The 16,926-nt window shown below is 65.1% G+C and carries 14 protein-coding genes and 1 pseudogene; 6 read left to right on the top strand and 9 right to left on the bottom strand.

Translation table 11 applies throughout. From position 1 onward, the window contains the following. Positions 1 to 13 precede the first annotated feature (13 nt). On the bottom strand, positions 14 to 604 hold the full coding sequence (locus FIU28_RS01840) for a DUF4337 domain-containing protein (RefSeq protein WP_143571396.1): 591 nt from the start codon (positions 602 to 604) through the stop codon (positions 14 to 16). Between the two features lie 86 nt (positions 605 to 690). Further along, positions 691 to 1,671, bottom strand: a complete 981-nt coding sequence (locus FIU28_RS01835) for a tyrosine recombinase XerC (protein WP_143571395.1) — start codon at positions 1,669 to 1,671, stop codon at positions 691 to 693. Between the two features lie 182 nt (positions 1,672 to 1,853). On the opposite strand from FIU28_RS01835, the gene FIU28_RS01830 reads away from it, so the two are divergent. Continuing rightward, complete coding sequence (locus FIU28_RS01830; RefSeq protein ID WP_143571394.1) at positions 1,854 to 4,067, top strand: primosomal protein N'; 2,214 nt, start codon at positions 1,854 to 1,856, stop codon at positions 4,065 to 4,067. A gap of 265 nt (positions 4,068 to 4,332) precedes the next feature. Here the strand turns inward: FIU28_RS01830 and FIU28_RS01825 are convergent, their stop codons facing one another. Then, positions 4,333 to 4,872 (bottom strand): septal ring lytic transglycosylase RlpA family protein, encoded by a 540-nt coding sequence (locus FIU28_RS01825; protein ID WP_143571393.1) that lies wholly within the window; start codon positions 4,870 to 4,872, stop codon positions 4,333 to 4,335. A gap of 606 nt (positions 4,873 to 5,478) precedes the next feature. Here FIU28_RS01825 and FIU28_RS01820 point away from each other — a divergent pair. From FIU28_RS01820 to FIU28_RS01800, 5 genes are all read left to right on the top strand, one after another. Next, positions 5,479 to 6,039 carry a F0F1 ATP synthase subunit delta gene (locus FIU28_RS01820; RefSeq protein ID WP_143571392.1) on the top strand — a complete coding sequence of 187 codons (561 nt, stop codon included), beginning with the start codon at positions 5,479 to 5,481 and terminating at the stop codon, positions 6,037 to 6,039. Next, entirely contained in the window at positions 6,039 to 7,574 is a 1,536-nt protein-coding gene (atpA, locus tag FIU28_RS01815) for a F0F1 ATP synthase subunit alpha (RefSeq protein WP_143571391.1), read from the top strand. The genes FIU28_RS01820 and atpA overlap by 1 nt, the downstream gene beginning before the upstream one ends. A 185-nt stretch (positions 7,575 to 7,759) precedes the next feature. Then, positions 7,760 to 8,641, top strand: a complete 882-nt coding sequence (locus FIU28_RS01810; RefSeq protein WP_143571390.1) for a F0F1 ATP synthase subunit gamma — start codon at positions 7,760 to 7,762, stop codon at positions 8,639 to 8,641. Positions 8,642 to 8,698: 57 nt separating this feature from the next. Continuing rightward, positions 8,699 to 10,138, top strand: coding sequence for a F0F1 ATP synthase subunit beta (gene atpD / locus FIU28_RS01805; protein WP_143571389.1), 1,440 nt, complete (start codon positions 8,699 to 8,701; stop codon positions 10,136 to 10,138). Between the two features lie 139 nt (positions 10,139 to 10,277). Beyond that, positions 10,278 to 10,685 (top strand): F0F1 ATP synthase subunit epsilon, encoded by a 408-nt coding sequence (locus tag FIU28_RS01800; RefSeq protein ID WP_143571388.1) that lies wholly within the window; start codon positions 10,278 to 10,280, stop codon positions 10,683 to 10,685. Positions 10,686 to 10,754: 69 nt separating this feature from the next. Here the strand turns inward: FIU28_RS01800 and FIU28_RS01795 are convergent, their stop codons facing one another. From FIU28_RS01795 to FIU28_RS01770, 6 genes and pseudogenes are all read right to left on the bottom strand, one after another. Beyond that, positions 10,755 to 11,528, bottom strand: coding sequence for a tellurite resistance TerB family protein (locus FIU28_RS01795; RefSeq protein ID WP_143571387.1), 774 nt, complete (start codon positions 11,526 to 11,528; stop codon positions 10,755 to 10,757). Between the two features lie 100 nt (positions 11,529 to 11,628). Next, positions 11,629 to 12,149, bottom strand: a pseudogene (locus FIU28_RS01790) (RNA pyrophosphohydrolase). After that, positions 12,125 to 12,628: an RNA pyrophosphohydrolase gene (locus FIU28_RS01785; RefSeq protein ID WP_143571385.1), complete on the bottom strand. Its 504-nt coding sequence runs from the start codon at positions 12,626 to 12,628 to the stop codon at positions 12,125 to 12,127. The pseudogene FIU28_RS01790 and the gene FIU28_RS01785 overlap by 25 nt, the downstream one beginning before the upstream one ends. Positions 12,629 to 12,706: 78 nt before the next feature. After that, complete coding sequence (locus FIU28_RS01780; protein WP_143571384.1) at positions 12,707 to 13,906, bottom strand: divergent polysaccharide deacetylase family protein; 1,200 nt, start codon at positions 13,904 to 13,906, stop codon at positions 12,707 to 12,709. A 251-nt stretch (positions 13,907 to 14,157) separates the two neighbouring features. Further along, complete coding sequence (locus FIU28_RS01775) at positions 14,158 to 15,543, bottom strand: S41 family peptidase (protein ID WP_143571383.1); 1,386 nt, start codon at positions 15,541 to 15,543, stop codon at positions 14,158 to 14,160. Continuing rightward, the gene (locus FIU28_RS01770; protein ID WP_143571382.1) at positions 15,540 to 16,919 is read right to left on the bottom strand and encodes a murein hydrolase activator EnvC family protein; all 1,380 of its coding nucleotides are present in this window, start codon (positions 16,917 to 16,919) and stop codon (positions 15,540 to 15,542) included. The genes FIU28_RS01775 and FIU28_RS01770 overlap by 4 nt, the downstream gene beginning before the upstream one ends. Positions 16,920 to 16,926 lie beyond the last annotated feature (7 nt).

The raw sequence follows: 16,926 nt of genomic DNA, 5'->3' as shown, positions 1-16,926 counted from the left end.
AATGACAGCTACTTCACATCAAATGCACGGCGTGCGGGGCGAACAGGCCGATCAGCGTGAAGCCGATGCCGGCGACGGCCAGCGCGCCTGACACCCAGGCCAGCGCGATCATGCCGGTGATGATGGTCGCCGAGGCCAGCACGATGCCGATCTGGAACGCGGCCGAGGCCACCTCGTAATGGTGATAGCGCGCCATCGCCAGATCGCGGGCGTGCTCTGCCTCCTTGGCGCGGGCGGCGAGCTGTTCGGAGCCTTCGCCGGTCTCCGGCTCGGAGCGGTAGCGGTCGGCGGTCTTCTTCCAGTCCTCGATCTGCTTGGCGAGCGTCGCCTTGGCGGCCTCGTCACCCATCTGGCCGAGGCTGAGACGGGCCTGGTCCGAGGTCGCCTGCACCACGGTACGGCGGATGCTCTTGGCCTGGAAGAACGCCCACAGGTTGGACGCCTCGACGTTCTTGCTGATCGATTCGGTCTGCGCGCCCTTGCCGAAGGTTTCCGACAGCGCCAGGAACAGCGCCAGCACCGCAATCAGCAGCGCGATGTTCTTGTTCGAGCCGGACGCATGCTCGGCATGCTCCGCGTGCTCCATGCTTTCATGCGCGCCCATCGTAACAATCTCCCTGCTGACAATCCGCGAGCTTTGGCCGAACGGATTGTTCCATGCAAGCGCTATGTCATGATGACAGGGGCCGCTCACGCCCGGGGATGCGCGGTCTTGTAGACCTCGAACAATCGCTCGGTGTCGATCCCGGTATAGATCTGCGTCGTCGACAGCGAGGCGTGGCCGAGCAATTCCTGGATCGCGCGGAGGTCGCCGCCGCGGGTCAGGAGATGGGTGGCGAAGGAGTGCCGCAGCGCGTGCGGGGTGGCGCTATCGGGCAGACCGAGCGCGCCACGCAGCCGTTCCATGGTGAGCTGGATGATCCGCGGCGACAGCGGCCCGCCGCGGGCGCCGACGAACATCGGACCCTCCGGCGGCAGCGGATGCGGGCACATTTTGGCGTAGTCGGCGATCAGCGCCAGCACGTTTTGCAGCACCGGCACCATGCGGGTCTTGTTGCCCTTGCCGTTGACGATCAGCACGTCGCCGGCGCCCGGCTGCGGCACCTCGCGGCGCTTCAGGCCGAGCGCCTCGGAAATGCGCAGACCGGAGCCGTACAAGAGCGCCATCACGGCGGCGTCGCGCGCCCAGATCCACGGATCGCGGTTCTCGCCGGCACGCTCGTCGGCGTCGGTGAGGCGTTTGGCGGAGGCCATCTGGATCGGCTTCGGCAGGCTCTTGCCGATTTTCGGCGCGCGGATGCCCGACAGCGCCCCGACATTGCCGAAGCCCTCGCGCTCCAGGAAGCGGCCGAACGAGCGCATCCCGGCCAGCGCCCGCATCAAAGAGCGGCCGCCGATGTCGTCGGCGCGGCGCGACGCCATGAAGGCGCGGACATCGGTTGCCTGCAGCTTGGAAAATTGCGCAAGCGAGACCCGCGCGCCCCAGTGCTCGGCGAGAAACATCAGGAACTGGCGCACGTCGCGCGAATAAGCCTCAGAGGTCTTCGGCGACAGCCGCCGCTCGGCGCGTAGATGCGACAGCCAGCGCGTCATCTGCAGCGAGACGTCCTCGGCCGCGCAGGGCAGATCGATCGGCGCGGCAGCAGGTTTGGCTTGTGTCGGTCTGGCCATCGGATGCCTTCCAGCGCGCAAAGCGCGAACAGGCAGATATTATCACACCCCGGCGTTTCGCATTGGTGAACTCACCCCTCCGCATGTCGTCCCCGCGAACGCGGGGACGACATCGAGTTCGCGGCTTCTCTTTGGCCCTGCCAGTCCCTAGATTAGCCCCACCTCCCGCAGAGCCGATCTTCATGGACCATTCGTCGCGCGCCGATTCGCTGTTCCCACCGACGACCTCGGGCGTGGTCGACGTGCTGGTGCCGGTCGCGCTGAACAACGCCTATTCCTACAAGGTGCCCCGCGGGCTCGACCTGCGACCCGGCGACGTCGTCACCGTGCCGCTCGGCGCCCGCGACGTGATCGGCGTGGTCTGGGCGGACAATCCCAATCCCGCGCCGGGGCTGCACAACCGGCTGAAAGAAGTGGGCTGCAAACTCGACGTCCCGCCGCTGAAGCCGGAATTGCGCACGCTGGTCGACTGGGTCGCCAATTACACGCTGTCGGCCAGGGGCATGGTCATGAAGATGACACTGCGGATGGGCGAGCATCTGGGCCCGGAGCGCATCCGGCTCGGCGTGCGCCTTATCGGCGAGGTGCCCAAGCGGATGACGCCGGCGCGCGGCCGGCTGCTCGAGATCTTGTCCGACCGGCTGCTGCACGGCAAATCCGAGGCCGCCAAGCAAGCCGGCGTCAGCGCCGGCGTGATCGACGGGTTGGTCGATGAAGGCACGTTGGCCGTCGAGCCGATGGCCGCGACGCTGGCGGCCCCTGCGCCCGACCCGACCTTCAGCGAGCCGGATTTTTCTCATGAGCAGCGCACCGCCGCCGACCAGATGCGGACCTTTGCGGCCCGCGGCGACTTCCATGTCGCGCTGATCGACGGCGTCACCGGCTCCGGCAAGACCGAAGTGTATTTCGAGGCGATCGCCGAAACGATTCGGCGCGGCGAGCAGGTGATGATCCTGATGCCGGAGATCGCGCTGACCGGGCAGTTCCTCGACCGCTTCGCGCTGCGCTTCGGCGTGCGCCCGCTGGAATGGCATTCCGAGATGACGCCGCGCAGCCGCGCCCGCAACTGGGCCGCGGTCGCCTCCGGCGAGGCGCATGTCGTGGTTGGCGCGCGCTCGGCGCTGTTTCTGCCTTTCGCCAAGCTCGGGCTCATCATCGTCGATGAAGAACACGACCAGGCCTACAAGCAGGCCGAGGGCGTACATTACCATGCCCGCGACATGGCGGTGGTGCGCGCCTCGATCGAGAAGATCCCGATCGTGCTGGCCTCGGCCACGCCGTCGGTCGAGACCGAGGTCAATGCGCGCCGTGGACGCTACCAGCGCATCGTGCTGCCCGGCCGGTTCGGCGGCCAGCACATGCCGCACATCGAGGCGATCGACCTGCGTACCGAGGGCCCGATGCGCGGCCACTTCATCGCGCCACGCCTTGCCGAAGCCGTGCAGATCGCCATCGACCGCAAGGAACAGGCGCTCTTGTTCCTCAACCGCCGCGGCTATGCGCCGCTGACGCTGTGCCGCGGCTGTGGCCATCGCTTTGCCTGCAACATCTGCGACGCCTGGCTGGTCGATCACCGCTTTCGCGCGCGGCTGGTCTGCCATCATTGCGGCTTCTCGACACCGCGCCCGCATCTCTGCCCGCATTGCGGCGCCGAGGAATCGCTGGCCGCGATCGGCCCCGGCGTCGAGCGCCTGCAGGAGGAAGCGCAAAAGCTGTTTCCCGACGCGCGCACCATGGTGCTATCGAGCGACCTCATCACCTCGATCGACGCGATGCGCGCCGAGCTGACGGAAATTGCCGAAGGCCGCGTCGATATCATCATCGGCACCCAGCTGGTCGCCAAGGGCCACAATTTTCCGCGGCTGAATCTGGTCGGCGTGATCGACGCCGATCTCGGACTCGGCAACGGCGACCCACGTGCCGCTGAGCGCACCTTCCAGCAGCTCAACCAGGTGATCGGCCGCGCCGGCCGCGAACAGGGCCGCGGCATCGGCTATCTGCAGACCCACCAGCCCGAGCATCCGGTGATGAAGGCGCTGATCGCCGCCGACCGCGAGGCGTTTTACGGCGCCGAAATCGACGCCCGCGAGCGCGCCGGCTATCCGCCGTTCGGCCGGCTCGCCAGCCTGATCATATCGGCCGGCGATCGCCCGACCGCCGAAGGGTTTGCGCGCAAGCTGGCCGCCGTGGCGCCACTCGACGAGCGCGTCCAGGTGCTCGGCCCCGCCGAAGCGCCTCTCGCGGTGATCAAGGGCCGCTACCGCTTCCGCATCCTGGTGAAGTCGCCGCGCAACGTCGATCTCTCCTTCTATCTGCGCGACTGGCTGGCGCATGCGCCGAAGACGACCGGCAATCTCAAGCTCCAGGTCGATGTCGACCCGCAGAGTTTTCTTTGAACCAATCTGTCATCCCGGGGCGCGAGCGCGCCAGCGGCGAGCGAACCCGGGATCCCGACATGGGACGATGAACATCTCGGGATTCCCCACCACTCCAATTGGAGTGGCTGAGGTTCTCGCTCAGTCGGCTCCGCCGCCCGCGCGAGCCCCGGAATGACAGTTTTATTTCACCAAAAAAAGCCTGCCGTCATCGCTGACGGCAGGCTTCTTTACTCCACGCTACTCGAACGCAACGCTACTGAACTTCAGTGCGAAGCGCCGATGCTTACATCACCTCGGCGACGACGCGGCCGACACCGCGGCTGGTCAGGCCGATGACGGAGGCCGCGCCCTTCGACAGATCGAGCACGCGACCGCGGATGAACGGGCCGCGGTCATTGATGGTGACGACGACGCTGCGGCCGGCGTGCGTCACGCGCAGCTTGGTGCCGAACGGCAGCGAGCGATGGGCCGCCGTCATGGCGCCCTGGTTGAAACGCTGGCCGGATGCGGTGCGGCTGCCGGATTCGCTGCCGTAGAACGAGGCCATGCCGGCAAAGCTGCGGCCGACGCCGTTGGCGATGGCGCGGACCGGCGCCTGCACGGTGGTCTCGAACAGCGACGGGATCGACGCATTGGCATCGAGCACCGGCGCCTTGATGACGCGCTGGGCGTGGTGATGGCCGTGGTGACGATGATGGTGATGGCGGGATTTGGCCGAAGCCTCTGAAATCGTTCCGCCCAGCATGATGGTTGCGGCGATCAGCGCCAGGGCAGTACGCGGGCGGGCAACGGCGCCCAGCATCGAATTTCTGTTTCGCAGCATATTTGGTAGTCCCTCAGACAGTATTGCCACATATATGACAAGTGGAACCCCCGTCCCATTTTGATGCGGCCACCGTTGAAGGCTTAATAAGGCGTAAAGTGGGCAAGCAGATCGTTCCTGCGTCAATCGAAATATCTTGTGATAGGTACTATTATAGCTGGCGTTGCTAATTAACCAATTTTTAACTAGATATTATACTGTCGAATACGATCTATTACTGAATAGACAAGTGATCGCCGGACATGGCCAGCATTCGGCAAGTAAATCTCAAGCAGAGGATTTTGGGGGAATGCGCCGGGCGGGTCTGCCTTGCGGGCGAGGCGCGGATCACAAACCGGGCCTGGCCGGGAAGCCGCAGCATTCCATGTCGCGATCTATTCCAGCCGCAAGGCTCCGACGGCCTGCGACAAGGCATCGCCAATCGCTTTCATCGCGTTGCACACCTGCGCGGCCTATGTTAGCAAAGCCGCGATTTGAACGGGACACAATGCTGTGTTGTGGCCTGAGAATCGAAGTCCCGCTTGAATTCCAAGGACTTGGATCGCTAGCGCCGAATTCGGGCGATGGTTTTTCCCTTGTGGGTTCGACAGCCTGAAGAGCGTATTCGTGGCAGCAGAAGATCCGTCCGTTTCGGGAATGTCCGGTCGTTACGCAACAGCCCTGTTTGAGCTGGCGCGCGACGAGAAATCCGTCGATGCGGTCAAGGCCGACCTCGACAAGTTCGAAGCCATGCTGAATGGCAGCGCCGACCTGAAGCGGCTGGTGCGCAGCCCGATCTTCGGCGCCGACGTGCAGGGCAAGGCGCTTGCCGCCATCCTGGACGACGCCAAGATCACCGGCATCAGCGCCAAGTTCCTCAAATTGCTCACGGCCAACCGCCGGCTGTTCGCAGTCAGCGACGTGATCCGCGCCTTCCGCGCGCTGGTCGCCCGCTTCAAGGGCGAAGCCACGGCCGACGTCACCGTCGCCGAGCCGCTCAGTGACAAGAATCTCGACGCCCTGAAGACCGCGCTGAAATCAGTGACGGGCAAGGATGTCGCGCTCAACGTGAAGATCGATCCGGCCATCATCGGCGGGCTTGTCGTCAAGCTCGGCAGCCGCATGGTGGACAGTTCGCTTCGCACCAAACTCAACTCGATTAAGCACGCGATGAAAGAGGCAGGCTGATGGACATCCGCGCCGCGGAAATTTCCGCGATCCTCAAGGATCAGATCAAGAACTTCGGCCAGGAAGCTGAAGTTTCCGAAGTTGGACAGGTTCTGTCCGTCGGCGACGGCATTGCCCGCGTCTTCGGCCTCGACAACGTCCAGGCCGGTGAAATGGTCGAGTTCGAGAACGGCACGCGCGGCATGGCGCTGAATCTCGAAACCGACAATGTCGGCATCGTGATCTTCGGCGCCGACCGCGAGATCAAGGAAGGCCAGACCGTCAAGCGAACCCGCGCCATCGTGGACGCGCCGGTCGGCAAGGGCCTGCTCGGCCGCGTCGTCGATGCGCTGGGCAACCCGATCGACGGCAAGGGTCCGATCGAATTCACCGAGCGCAAGCGCGTCGACGTCAAGGCGCCGGGCATCATTCCGCGCAAGTCGGTCAACGAGCCGATGGCGACCGGCCTGAAGTCGGTCGACGCCTTGATCCCGGTCGGCCGTGGCCAGCGCGAGCTGATCATCGGTGACCGTCAGACCGGCAAGACCGCGATCGCGCTCGACACCATTCTGAACCAGAAGTCGCTCAACGTCGCCGGCGCGCCGGAAGGCCAGAAGCTGTATTGCGTCTATGTCGCGATCGGCCAGAAGCGCTCCACCGTCGCGCAGTTCGTGAAGGTTCTCGAAGAGCAGGGCGCGCTGGAATATTCCGTCGTCGTCGCCGCCACCGCGTCCGATCCGGCCCCGATGCAGTACATCGCGCCGTTCACCGGCTGCACGATCGGCGAGTACTTCCGCGACAACGGTATGCACGCCGTCATCATCTATGACGATTTGTCGAAGCAGGCCGTCGCCTACCGCCAGATGTCGCTGCTGCTGCGCCGTCCGCCGGGCCGCGAAGCCTATCCCGGCGACGTGTTCTATCTTCACTCCCGCCTGCTCGAGCGCGCCGCGAAGCTCAACGACTCGCAAGGCAACGGTTCGCTGACGGCGCTGCCGATCATCGAAACGCAGGCCAACGACGTGTCGGCCTACATCCCGACCAACGTGATCTCGATCACCGACGGCCAGATCTTCCTCGAAACCGACCTGTTCTTCCAGGGCATCCGCCCGGCGGTGAACGTCGGTCTGTCCGTCTCGCGCGTCGGTTCTGCCGCGCAGACCAAGGCGATGAAGAAGGTCGCCGGCAAGATCAAGGGCGAGCTGGCGCAGTACCGCGAAATGGCGGCGTTCGCGCAGTTCGGCTCCGATCTCGACGCCTCGACCCAGCGCCTGCTGAATCGCGGCGCCCGCCTGACCGAACTCCTGAAGCAGCCGCAGTTCTCGCCGCTGAAGATGGAAGAGCAGGTCTGCGTGATCTGGGCCGGCACCAACGGCTATCTCGACGCGCTGCCGATCAACAAGGTGCGCGGCTTCGAAGACGGTCTGCTCTCGCTGCTGCGCGGCAAGAACATCGACATTCTCGAAGCGATCCGTGACAGCCGCGATCTCAAGGACGACACCGCCGCCAAGCTCAAGGGCGTGGTCGAAGGTTTCGCCAAGAACTACGCTGCTTAAGCTTTTGGCCGGCTGAAAGGCCGGCCGCAAACTCTGTAGTCCCCTCCCCCTAGCGAAGCGAAGCTTCGCTAGGGGGAGGGCTAGGGTGGGGGTAGCCGCGAGCGACGTCGCTTGTGTCACCCCCCTCCCCGACCCTCCCCCGCAAGGGGGGAGGGAGCACACCGACGTAGTGGATCAGGGCTGAGATGGCTTCACTTAAAGACATGCGTGTCCGCATCGCCTCGACCAAGGCGACGCAGAAGATCACCAAGGCCATGCAGATGGTCGCGGCGTCCAAGCTGCGCCGCGCGCAGATGGCCGCCGAAGCCGCACGGCCCTATGCCGAGCGGATGGATGCGGTGATCGCCTCGATCGCAGGCGCCGCTGCCGGATCCGGCACCGGCCCGGCACTGCTGGGCGGCACTGGAAAAGATCAGGTTCACCTGCTGCTGGTCTGCACCGGCGAGCGCGGCCTGTCCGGCGCGTTCAACTCCTCGATCGTCCGCCTGGCACGTGAACGCGCGCTGGCGCTGATCGCGCAGGGCAAGGAAGTCAAATTCTTCTGCGTAGGCCGCAAGGGTTACGAACAGCTGCGCCGCACCTTCGACAAGCAGATCGTCGAACACATGGAATTGCGTTCGGTGAAGCAGCTCGGATTCGTCAATGCCGAGGGCATCGCCAAGAAGGTTCTGGCGCGCTTCGACAATGGCGAGTTCGACGTCTGCACGCTGTTCTTCGCGCGCTTCAAGACCGTGATCGCGCAGATCCCGACCGCGCAGCAGATCATCCCGCTGGTGGTGCAGGCCAAGCCGGCCGCCACCGATGCCGCGGCGCCGGTCTATGAATACGAGCCCGGCGAGGACGAGATCCTCACCGGCCTCCTGCCGCGCAATCTCGCGGTGCAGATTTTCCGCGCGCTGCTCGAGAACAACGCTTCGTTCTACGGCGCGCAGATGAGCTCGATGGATAACGCCACGCGCAACGCCGGCGACATGATCCGCAAGCAGACCCTGATCTACAACCGCACCCGCCAGGCGATGATTACCAAGGAGCTGATCGAGATCATCTCCGGCGCCGAGGCGATCTAATCCAGCATTTGGCCCTCTGGGCCGCGTTCAAGTTTCGGACTTCAAGGAGAAGTTTTCATGGCTACCCCCAACCAGACCGGCAAGATCACCCAGGTCATCGGCGCCGTCGTCGACGTGCAGTTCGAAGGCCACCTGCCCGCGATTCTGAGCGCGATCGAAACCATGAACGGTGCCAACCGTCTGGTGCTCGAAGTCGCCCAGCATCTCGGTGAGTCGACCGTCCGCACCATCGCGATGGACACCACCGAAGGTCTGGTCCGCGGCCAGCCGGTCAGCGACACCGGCAACCCGATCATGGTTCCGGTCGGCGTCGGCACCCTCGGCCGCATCATGAACGTGATCGGCGAGCCGATCGACGAAGGCGGTCCGATCGAGTCCGAAGGCCTGCGCGCGATCCATCAGGAAGCGCCGATGTACACCGAGCAGTCCACGGAAGCTGAAATTCTCGTCACCGGCATCAAGGTCGTCGACCTCCTGGCGCCCTACGCCAAGGGCGGCAAGATCGGCCTGTTCGGCGGCGCCGGCGTCGGCAAGACCGTGCTGATCCAGGAACTGATCAACAACGTCGCGAAGGCGCATGGCGGCAACTCGGTGTTCGCCGGCGTCGGCGAGCGTACCCGCGAAGGCAACGATCTCTATCACGAGTTCATCGAGTCCAAGGTCAATGCCGATCCGCACAATCCCGACCCTTCGGTGAAGTCGAAGTGCGCGCTGGTGTTCGGCCAGATGAACGAGCCCCCGGGCGCCCGCATGCGCGTCGCGCTGTCGGGTCTCACCGTCGCCGAACATTTCCGCGACCAGGGCCAGGACGTGCTGTTCTTCATCGACAACATCTTCCGCTTCACCCAGGCGGGTTCGGAAGTGTCGGCGCTGCTCGGCCGCATCCCCTCGGCGGTGGGCTATCAGCCGACGCTGGCGACCGACATGGGCGCGCTGCAGGAACGCATCACCACCACCCACAAGGGTTCGATCACCTCGGTGCAGGCGATCTACGTGCCGGCCGACGATTTGACCGATCCGGCGCCGGCGACCTCGTTCGCGCATCTTGACGCGACGACCGTGCTGAACCGCGCGATCTCGGAAAAGGGCATCTATCCCGCAGTGGATCCGCTGGATTCGACCTCGCGCATGCTCTCCCCGCTGATCGTCGGCCAGGAGCATTACGAGACTGCGCGCATGGTCCAGCAGGTGCTGCAGAAGTACAAGTCGTTGCAGGACATCATCGCCATTCTCGGCATGGATGAGCTGTCGGAAGAGGACAAGCTGGCCGTGGCCCGCGCCCGCAAGATCGAGCGCTTCCTGTCGCAGCCGTTCTTCGTCGCCGAAATCTTCACCGGTTCGCCGGGCAAGTTCGTCGACCTCGCCGACACCATCAAGGGCTTCCGCGCGATTTGCGAAGGCAAGTACGACCACCTTCCGGAGGCCGCCTTCTACATGGTCGGCGCCATCGAAGAGGCCGTCGAAAAGGGCAAGAAGCTGGCTGCCGAAGCCGCTTAACTCTGTAACCCTCCCCCTTGCGGGGAGGGTCGGCGCACTTGCGCCGGGGTGGGGGTGCCACAAGCACCTTCGCCTGTGGTTACCCCCCCACCCCGACCCTCCCCCGCAGGGGGGGAGGGAGCAGTAAGCGGATTGCACCATGGCCACCTTCCAATTCGACCTCGTCTCGCCGGAACAGCTCGCCTTCTCGGGTGCAGTCGATCAGGTTGATGTGCCCGGTCGCGAAGGCGACTTCGGCGTGCTGGCGGGTGCCGCCCCGATGGTGGCAGCACTTCGTCCGGGCATCATGACGATCTACAGCGGCACCACCAGGCACACGATCATCGTGCTCGGCGGCCTCGCCGAGGTGAACGACAAGGGCCTCACCGTGCTGGCCGACGTCGCCACCTCGCTGCAGGATCTCGACCGCACCGCCTTCGCCGCCGATATCGCGGCGATGGAAGAGAAGCTGTCTGAGAAAGAGGGTTCCGTTCTCGACCTCGCGATCGCGCGTCTCGACCACTTCAAGGTCATCCAGCTGCACATCAATTCGACGGCGATGCATTAAGCGCTTCTCGCGCGCCACGAAAAAAGCCCCGGATCGAACCGGGGCTTTTTTGTTGGACGAACGGACAGCTCAGACGGACGGCTGCGCCACCTTCACCGGCTCCGCGGTGAAGCCATCCACGGTCGCATGCAGATGCGCGACGAGTTTCTCATCGAGAGAAAGCCGCGCCGCCAGCAAACCGAGATAGGCCCGCTCCGAAGCGCTGTCGAGGTCGATGGCCAGCAGCGAGACCGTATAGATCTCCGCGGCTTCCTCGGGCGTCCGCACGCCGCTCGCCACGGCATCGACATCGAGCGGCCTGCGCAATTCATCCATCACGAACACCTTGTCCTCGGCAGTGACGTTGAGCCGGTCCATCTGCGCGAAGATGTTGGTCTGCTCAGTGCTGTCGAGATGGCCATCGGCCTTGGCCGCCGCAATCATCGCCCGCAACAGGTTACGGCTGAGTGATTGCTGATCTGCCGGCTGCAACGGATTGAACGGCGTATCACTCGGCGGCGGCAGCAAAGGGGTCTCGACCGCGCCGGCGGGCGAGGCCTGCTTGCCCGCCTGATAATTCTGATAGGCCCGATAGGCGAGCGCACCGGCCACCGCCATGCCGCCATAGGTGAGCGCATTCTTGGCGATCTTGCGCCCGCCCTTCGAGCCGAGCAACATGCCGGCCAGGCCGCCGGTCATCGCGCCGCCGCCAAAGCCGCCAAGAAAGCTGCCGGCCTGCTGCAGCAGATCGCCGCCACCCTTGCCGAGAAGCCCGCCATCCGGCCGGCCGCCCGCCTGCTGATTGGGACCACCCTGATTCAGCCCGCCGATGAACTGGTCGAGCATACTTTTGGGATCGAACATCGCGTCATTCCTCGTTTGATGGAGATCACGAGGTAGGGTCGGAACGCGACGATGTAAGGACACAAAGCTGCGGCGTGATGTCCTGCGACCGGATGGACCTTCAGGCGAAGCGCGCGAATTCGGCGGCCACCGCGCGGTAGACCTCGCGCCGGAATGGCACCACGAGATCCGCCACGCGGTCCAGCCGTTCCCAGCGCCAGGCGTCGAATTCCGCCGGCTGGCCGTTGCGCGGCGTCAGCGGATCGACTTCCTCATCCTTGCCGGTAAAGCGCAGCGCGAACCATTTCTGGCGCTGGCCGCGATACCTTGCGAAGCGATGCGTCGGATCGTCGAAGGCGATGAAATCGTAGGTCATCCAGTCGGTCTCATCGAGATAGTCGGCATGCACCACGCCGGTCTCCTCAAAGAGCTCGCGCATCACCGCGACACGAGAATCCTCATCCGCATCGATGCCGCCCTGCGGCATCTGCCATTCCAGCCCCGGGAGAACGATCTCCGGCCCGTCATCCCTGAAGCGCCGGCCGATCAGGACGCGGCCTTCAGCGTTGAACAGAGCGACGCCGACATTGGGCGATAGGGTTTGTCGGACACGAGCGTTACTCGCCAGACAACCTGGAAAATTCCTTCACCACGCGCTCATAGACCGGGCGCTTGAACGGCACGATCAGGTCCGGCAGGTTCTTCATCGGCTCCCAGCGCCACTTGATGAATTCCGGCTTGTGTCCGCCACCGGGCGCCACCACGTTGATCTCGGTATCGTCGCCGGTGAAGCGCACCGCGAACCATTTCTGGCGCTGGCCTCGGTAACGGCCCTTCCAGGCGCGGCCGGCGACCGTGCGCGGAATGTCGTAGATCAGCCAGTCTGGCACTTCGCCGAGTTTCTCGACGGATTTCACGCTGGTTTCTTCGTAAAGCTCGCGCTTGGCAGCTTCCCAGGCATCTTCGCCGGGATCGACGCCGCCCTGCGGCATTTGCCAGACATGGGTCTCATCGACATGCTCGATGCCGCCGGAGCGGCGACCGATAAAAACCAGGCCTTGCGGATTGATCAGCATCATGCCGACGCAGGTTCGATAGGGCAGATCTTCGTAGCGCGCCATTCCGTCAATGCCTCTCGCGTCTCTTACGCCGTTCACGCAGCGATTCGGCTGTGTCGAACTCACCCTAGACCAAAGACGCTAGCTTGATTTTGATTTCAGCATCGCGGTTGTCAATGGCACCAGCATCACGCCGCGGCTCTCCAGCGTTTTAGCCCAGGCCGCAATGCGTTCGATCGAGATCGGCAGCGCTGACGCGGTGCCGACCGCATAGCCGCGTTCCCTGGCCAGGCTTTCCAGCCTCGCCAGCGCCTTGTCGATGTCGGCCGAGGTGGGCGACGTGTCAATGCCGAGATCCGCCCGCGCGAATGGAACTGCCGTGCCCTCCGCGACGGCCTGCCCGACGCTGCGCGGCGCGGTGCCATCATCGAAATAGGCCAGACCGCGTTTGGCGGCGTCGCGCAGCACCGGCTGCATCGCGGAATCCGCGGCCACGAAACGCGCGCCCATGAAATTGGCCAGGCCGACATAGCCCTGGAACCGGCTCATGTGCCACAGCAGCCGATCGAGGTTCTGTTCAGCCGAGGCCGTCGCCAGCAGCGTCTGCGGGCCGGGGTCGTTGTCAGGATAATCGAACGGCTCCATCGGAACCTGCAAGAGCACTTCGTGGCGCTGCGCGCGGGCCCGCTCGACCAGTTTGCCGGGATCGGAACCGTAGGGCGTGAAGGCCAGCGTCACCGCGGCCGGCAGCTTCATGATCGCTTCGGTCGTCTTGGCGGCACCGACGCCAAGGCCGCCGATCACGATCGCGATGCTCGGGATTTTCATGGCCCGGGCGCGCTCGGCGTCGGAGCCCGCAGCATAGGCCGATACCGGCTTCATGCCGTCGGCAGCGATGGGCACCATGCCGTAGCGGGCTTTTTCCAGCAGCTTGGGATTGCTGCCGGCCATCACCGGCACGGCGGCAGACCCCGCCGGTTCCGACGCGTTTTCCGCCCCGTCGCTGGAGACAACGACATCGCGCCGGGCCCCGGAGGAGCCGTCGATAATGGTGATGGTCTTCTGGCCCCCGACCTCCGGTGCCTTCTCGGCCGCTTTGGCGGGGCCTCGCTTGACCTCGACGGGCGGCTTTTCCTCCGACGGCGCCGGCGGCTTCAGGGCGATGCGCGCGACCGGTTCGCCGCCCATCGGATCGTTGCCGAAGATCGCAAACCCGAGAAAGCCGAGCAGCACCACGCCCAGCACGGCCGCGATCGCCTGCGGCGGCGACACCGGCAACCGGAACCTGCGCTTGCGGGGCTCTGTCTGTCCGAGCGGGGCGCTCAGATCGTCGCTCGACACGATTCATCGACCTCCCGAATCAGTGGCCGAAGATACCACGGCGGGGCAGGGGCAACGGAAGGGATTGGAAGCACACTCGCAGGTAGCGGATCCATCGTCCCATCTCCCCTCCGCGCTGCGCGCGGCCACCCATGGCGAACGAATTGGTTCGCCAGACCCCACGAGGGGGGAGGGGAACCGGTGCGCCTCCGATCGACCAATAAAAAGGGCGACCCGAGGGCCGCCCTTTCGTCATTCCGTGGGTCAAACCGTCAGTTCGACTTGGTCGCGGGCTTCGCGGCATCCGGCTTGGCGGAGGCCTTTTCGTCCGGCTTCGCCGCGGGCTTGTCGTCCGTGGTGTTGGCGGTGACCTTGATGCCGTGCAGCAGGTCGGCGGCGGCCTTGAGGGCCTTGTCGTCCTTGGCATCCGGCGGCACGTAGGACTGCGAACCGGTCTTCTCGTCGCCGTCGTTCTTCAGATGGCCGCGAAGCGAGGCTTCGCCCTTGGTGTCGGTACGCGACTTCAATTCATCCGGCACGTCCTGGACGATCTCGATGTCCGGCACGATGCCCTTGGCCTGGATCGACTTGCCGGACGGCGTGAAGTAGCGCGCCGTGGTCAGCCGCAGCGCGCCGTTGCCGGAGCCGAGCGGGATGATGGTCTGCACCGAACCCTTGCCGAACGAACGGGTGCCGATGGTGGTGGCGCGCTTGTGGTCCTGCAACGCGCCGGCGACGATTTCCGATGCCGAGGCGGAGCCGCCATTGATCAGCACGACCACCGGCTTGCCCTTGGTGAGGTCGCCCTGATGCGCGGTGCGGCGCTGGGTTTCCTCGGCGTTGCGGCCGCGGGTCGAGACGATTTCGCCGCGCTCCAGGAACGCATCCGAAACGGTAACGGCTTCTTCGAGCAGGCCGCCCGGGTTGTTGCGGAGATCGATGATGAAGCCCTTGAGCTTGTCGGCGCCGATCGCGGCGGTCTGGGCGGCGATCTCGCGCTTGAGGCCTTCGGTGGTCTGTTCGTTGAAGGTGGTGATGCGGATATAGGCGATGTCATCGCTCTCCACGCGCGCGCGCACCGAGCGGACGCGGATGTTGTCACGCACCAGGGTCACGTCGAGCGGATCGTCCTTGCCCTTGCGGACGATCTTCAGCTTGATCTTGGTGTTGACCGGGCCGCGCATCTTTTCGACGGCCTGGTTCAAGGTCAGGCCCTGCACCGCCTCGTCGTCGAGGCTGGTGATGACGTCGTTGGCCATGATGCCGGCCTTCGACGCCGGCGTATCGTCGATCGGCGATACCACCTTGATCAGGCCGTCTTCCATGGTGACTTCGATGCCGAGGCCGCCGAACTCGCCGCGGGTCTGCACCTGCATGTCGCGGAAGCTCTTGGCGTCCATGTAGCTGGAGTGCGGATCAAGGCCGGTCAGCATGCCGGAGATCGCGGACTCCACCAGCTTGCTGTCGTCGGGCTTCTCGACATAGTCGGAGCGCACGCGCTCGAACACGTCGCCGAACAGATTGAGCTGGCGATAGGTGTCGGAGGTCGCAGCGCGGGCGCTGGTTCCCATGAACACCGCGCGCGGTTGCGTGACGAAGAGCGTCAGGGCGGCGCCGGTGGCAGCACTGAGCAGGATTATCGAAGTCTTGCGCATCATCCGCGAACCTTTTCGCCTTCGTTTGCGGCCCACCATGGGCCAGAGTCGATGGGAGTGCCATCCTTACGGAACTCGATATAAAGCACGGGCTGGCTGGCATTGGCCGCCAGAACAGACGCTACCCGGGATGTCGATCCCATGACAGCGACCGGTTCACCCGTCAGAACGAACTGGCCGATATTGACGGAGATGCGTTCCATTCCGGCAATCAACACATGATACCCGCCACCGGCGTTTAGGATCAAGAGTTGTCCATAGGAGCGGAACGGCCCGGAATAGACAACCCAGCCATCACACGGGGTTGTGACCTGGGCGCCGGCGCGGGCGGCCAGCGAAATACCTTTTTCGACGCCGCCGACACCATCGGAACCGCCGAAGTCGCGAATCCGGATGCCGTTGACCGGCAGCGCGAACATGCCCTTCGCCGAGGCAAAGGCGATCGCCGGGCTCATCCGCGCGGAATCCTTCAGGGCGCCGAGGTTCGGCTTGCCATTGCCGAGCGCGGCCGGCGCGCCCTGCAGGCTGGCGGTCTGCGCGGCCTTGGCGGCCGCCTTGGAGTCCTGCTCCATCTTGGCGATCAGGCCCTGCAGGCTGTCGACCTGCTTCGACAGCGACAGCGCGCGCGCGGCCTCGGACGCCATGTCCTTTTCGGCCGCCGCCTGCTGCTTCTGCCGTTCCTCGGTGAACGAGGACAGCCGGGTCTGGTCGTCCCTGAGCCTGTCGCGATCGGCGGCCAACTGGTCGCGCTCGCCGGCGATGGTCTTGCGCAAGGCGACCAGTTCGCTGAGGTCGGCGATCAATTTGTCGGCACGGACGCGCATGTCCGGCACCACGGAGCCGAGCATCATCGCGGTGCGCAGCGATTTCAGCGCGTCTTCCGGACGCACGAACAGCGCCGGCGGCGCGCGACGACCGGCGCGCTGTAACGCCGACAGCACTTCGGCGATTTCGGCGCGGCGCGATTGCAGCGAACCGCGGATCTCGCGCTCGCGTGCGTCGAGCGGGCCGAGCCGCGCTTCGGCATCGTCGATGCCCTTCTCGACGCCGCGCACGCGGGCGGCAATGTCGATCAGTTGCTGGTTGAGCTTGCCGCGGTCCTGGCCTAGCGCAGCGATATCGGCCTTGAGCTTGTCCTGCAGTTCGGCCGCCGCCTTCTGCTGCGCACGCGCGGCCTGCAGCTCCTGCTCGCGCTGCCGGATGATATCGGTGGTCGGCGCAATGGCCTGCTGGATCGGTGCGGCGGCGAGCTGCGCGCGCGCCGGCTGCGCGCTCACGCCAGCCAGGCTTGCCAGCACGGCGATGGGCAGTGACGACGCCTGCAGCCAGCCGCGGCGAGCGGTGTGGATTTCACCAGAATTGGGCCGCGGTGCGTGCATCGAGCGG

The sequence above is a fragment of the Tardiphaga sp. vice154 genome (genome assembly GCF_007018645.1).
Taxonomy (GTDB): domain Bacteria; phylum Pseudomonadota; class Alphaproteobacteria; order Rhizobiales; family Xanthobacteraceae; genus Tardiphaga.
The sequence above is the reverse complement of the archived record's forward strand: the minus strand, read 5'-3'. Positions and strand labels throughout refer to the sequence as shown.

Excerpts from the sequence above, each read along its gene's own strand:
- FIU28_RS01840 (WP_143571396.1), bottom strand. The coding sequence starts at position 604 with ATGGGCGCGCATGAAAGCATGGAGCACGCGGAGCATGCCGAGCATGCG.
- FIU28_RS01835 (WP_143571395.1), bottom strand. The coding sequence starts at position 1,671 with ATGGCCAGACCGACACAAGCCAAACCTGCTGCCGCGCCGATCGATCTG.
- FIU28_RS01830 (WP_143571394.1), top strand. The coding sequence starts at position 1,854 with ATGGACCATTCGTCGCGCGCCGATTCGCTGTTCCCACCGACGACCTCG.
- FIU28_RS01825 (WP_143571393.1), bottom strand. The coding sequence starts at position 4,872 with ATGCTGCGAAACAGAAATTCGATGCTGGGCGCCGTTGCCCGCCCGCGT.
- atpA (WP_143571391.1), top strand. The coding sequence starts at position 6,039 with ATGGACATCCGCGCCGCGGAAATTTCCGCGATCCTCAAGGATCAGATC.
- FIU28_RS01810 (WP_143571390.1), top strand. The coding sequence starts at position 7,760 with ATGGCTTCACTTAAAGACATGCGTGTCCGCATCGCCTCGACCAAGGCG.
- atpD (WP_143571389.1), top strand. The coding sequence starts at position 8,699 with ATGGCTACCCCCAACCAGACCGGCAAGATCACCCAGGTCATCGGCGCC.
- FIU28_RS01800 (WP_143571388.1), top strand. The coding sequence starts at position 10,278 with ATGGCCACCTTCCAATTCGACCTCGTCTCGCCGGAACAGCTCGCCTTC.
- FIU28_RS01795 (WP_143571387.1), bottom strand. The coding sequence starts at position 11,528 with ATGTTCGATCCCAAAAGTATGCTCGACCAGTTCATCGGCGGGCTGAAT.
- FIU28_RS01785 (WP_143571385.1), bottom strand. The coding sequence starts at position 12,628 with ATGGCGCGCTACGAAGATCTGCCCTATCGAACCTGCGTCGGCATGATG.
- FIU28_RS01775 (WP_143571383.1), bottom strand. The coding sequence starts at position 15,543 with ATGATGCGCAAGACTTCGATAATCCTGCTCAGTGCTGCCACCGGCGCC.
- FIU28_RS01770 (WP_143571382.1), bottom strand. The coding sequence starts at position 16,919 with ATGCACGCACCGCGGCCCAATTCTGGTGAAATCCACACCGCTCGCCGC.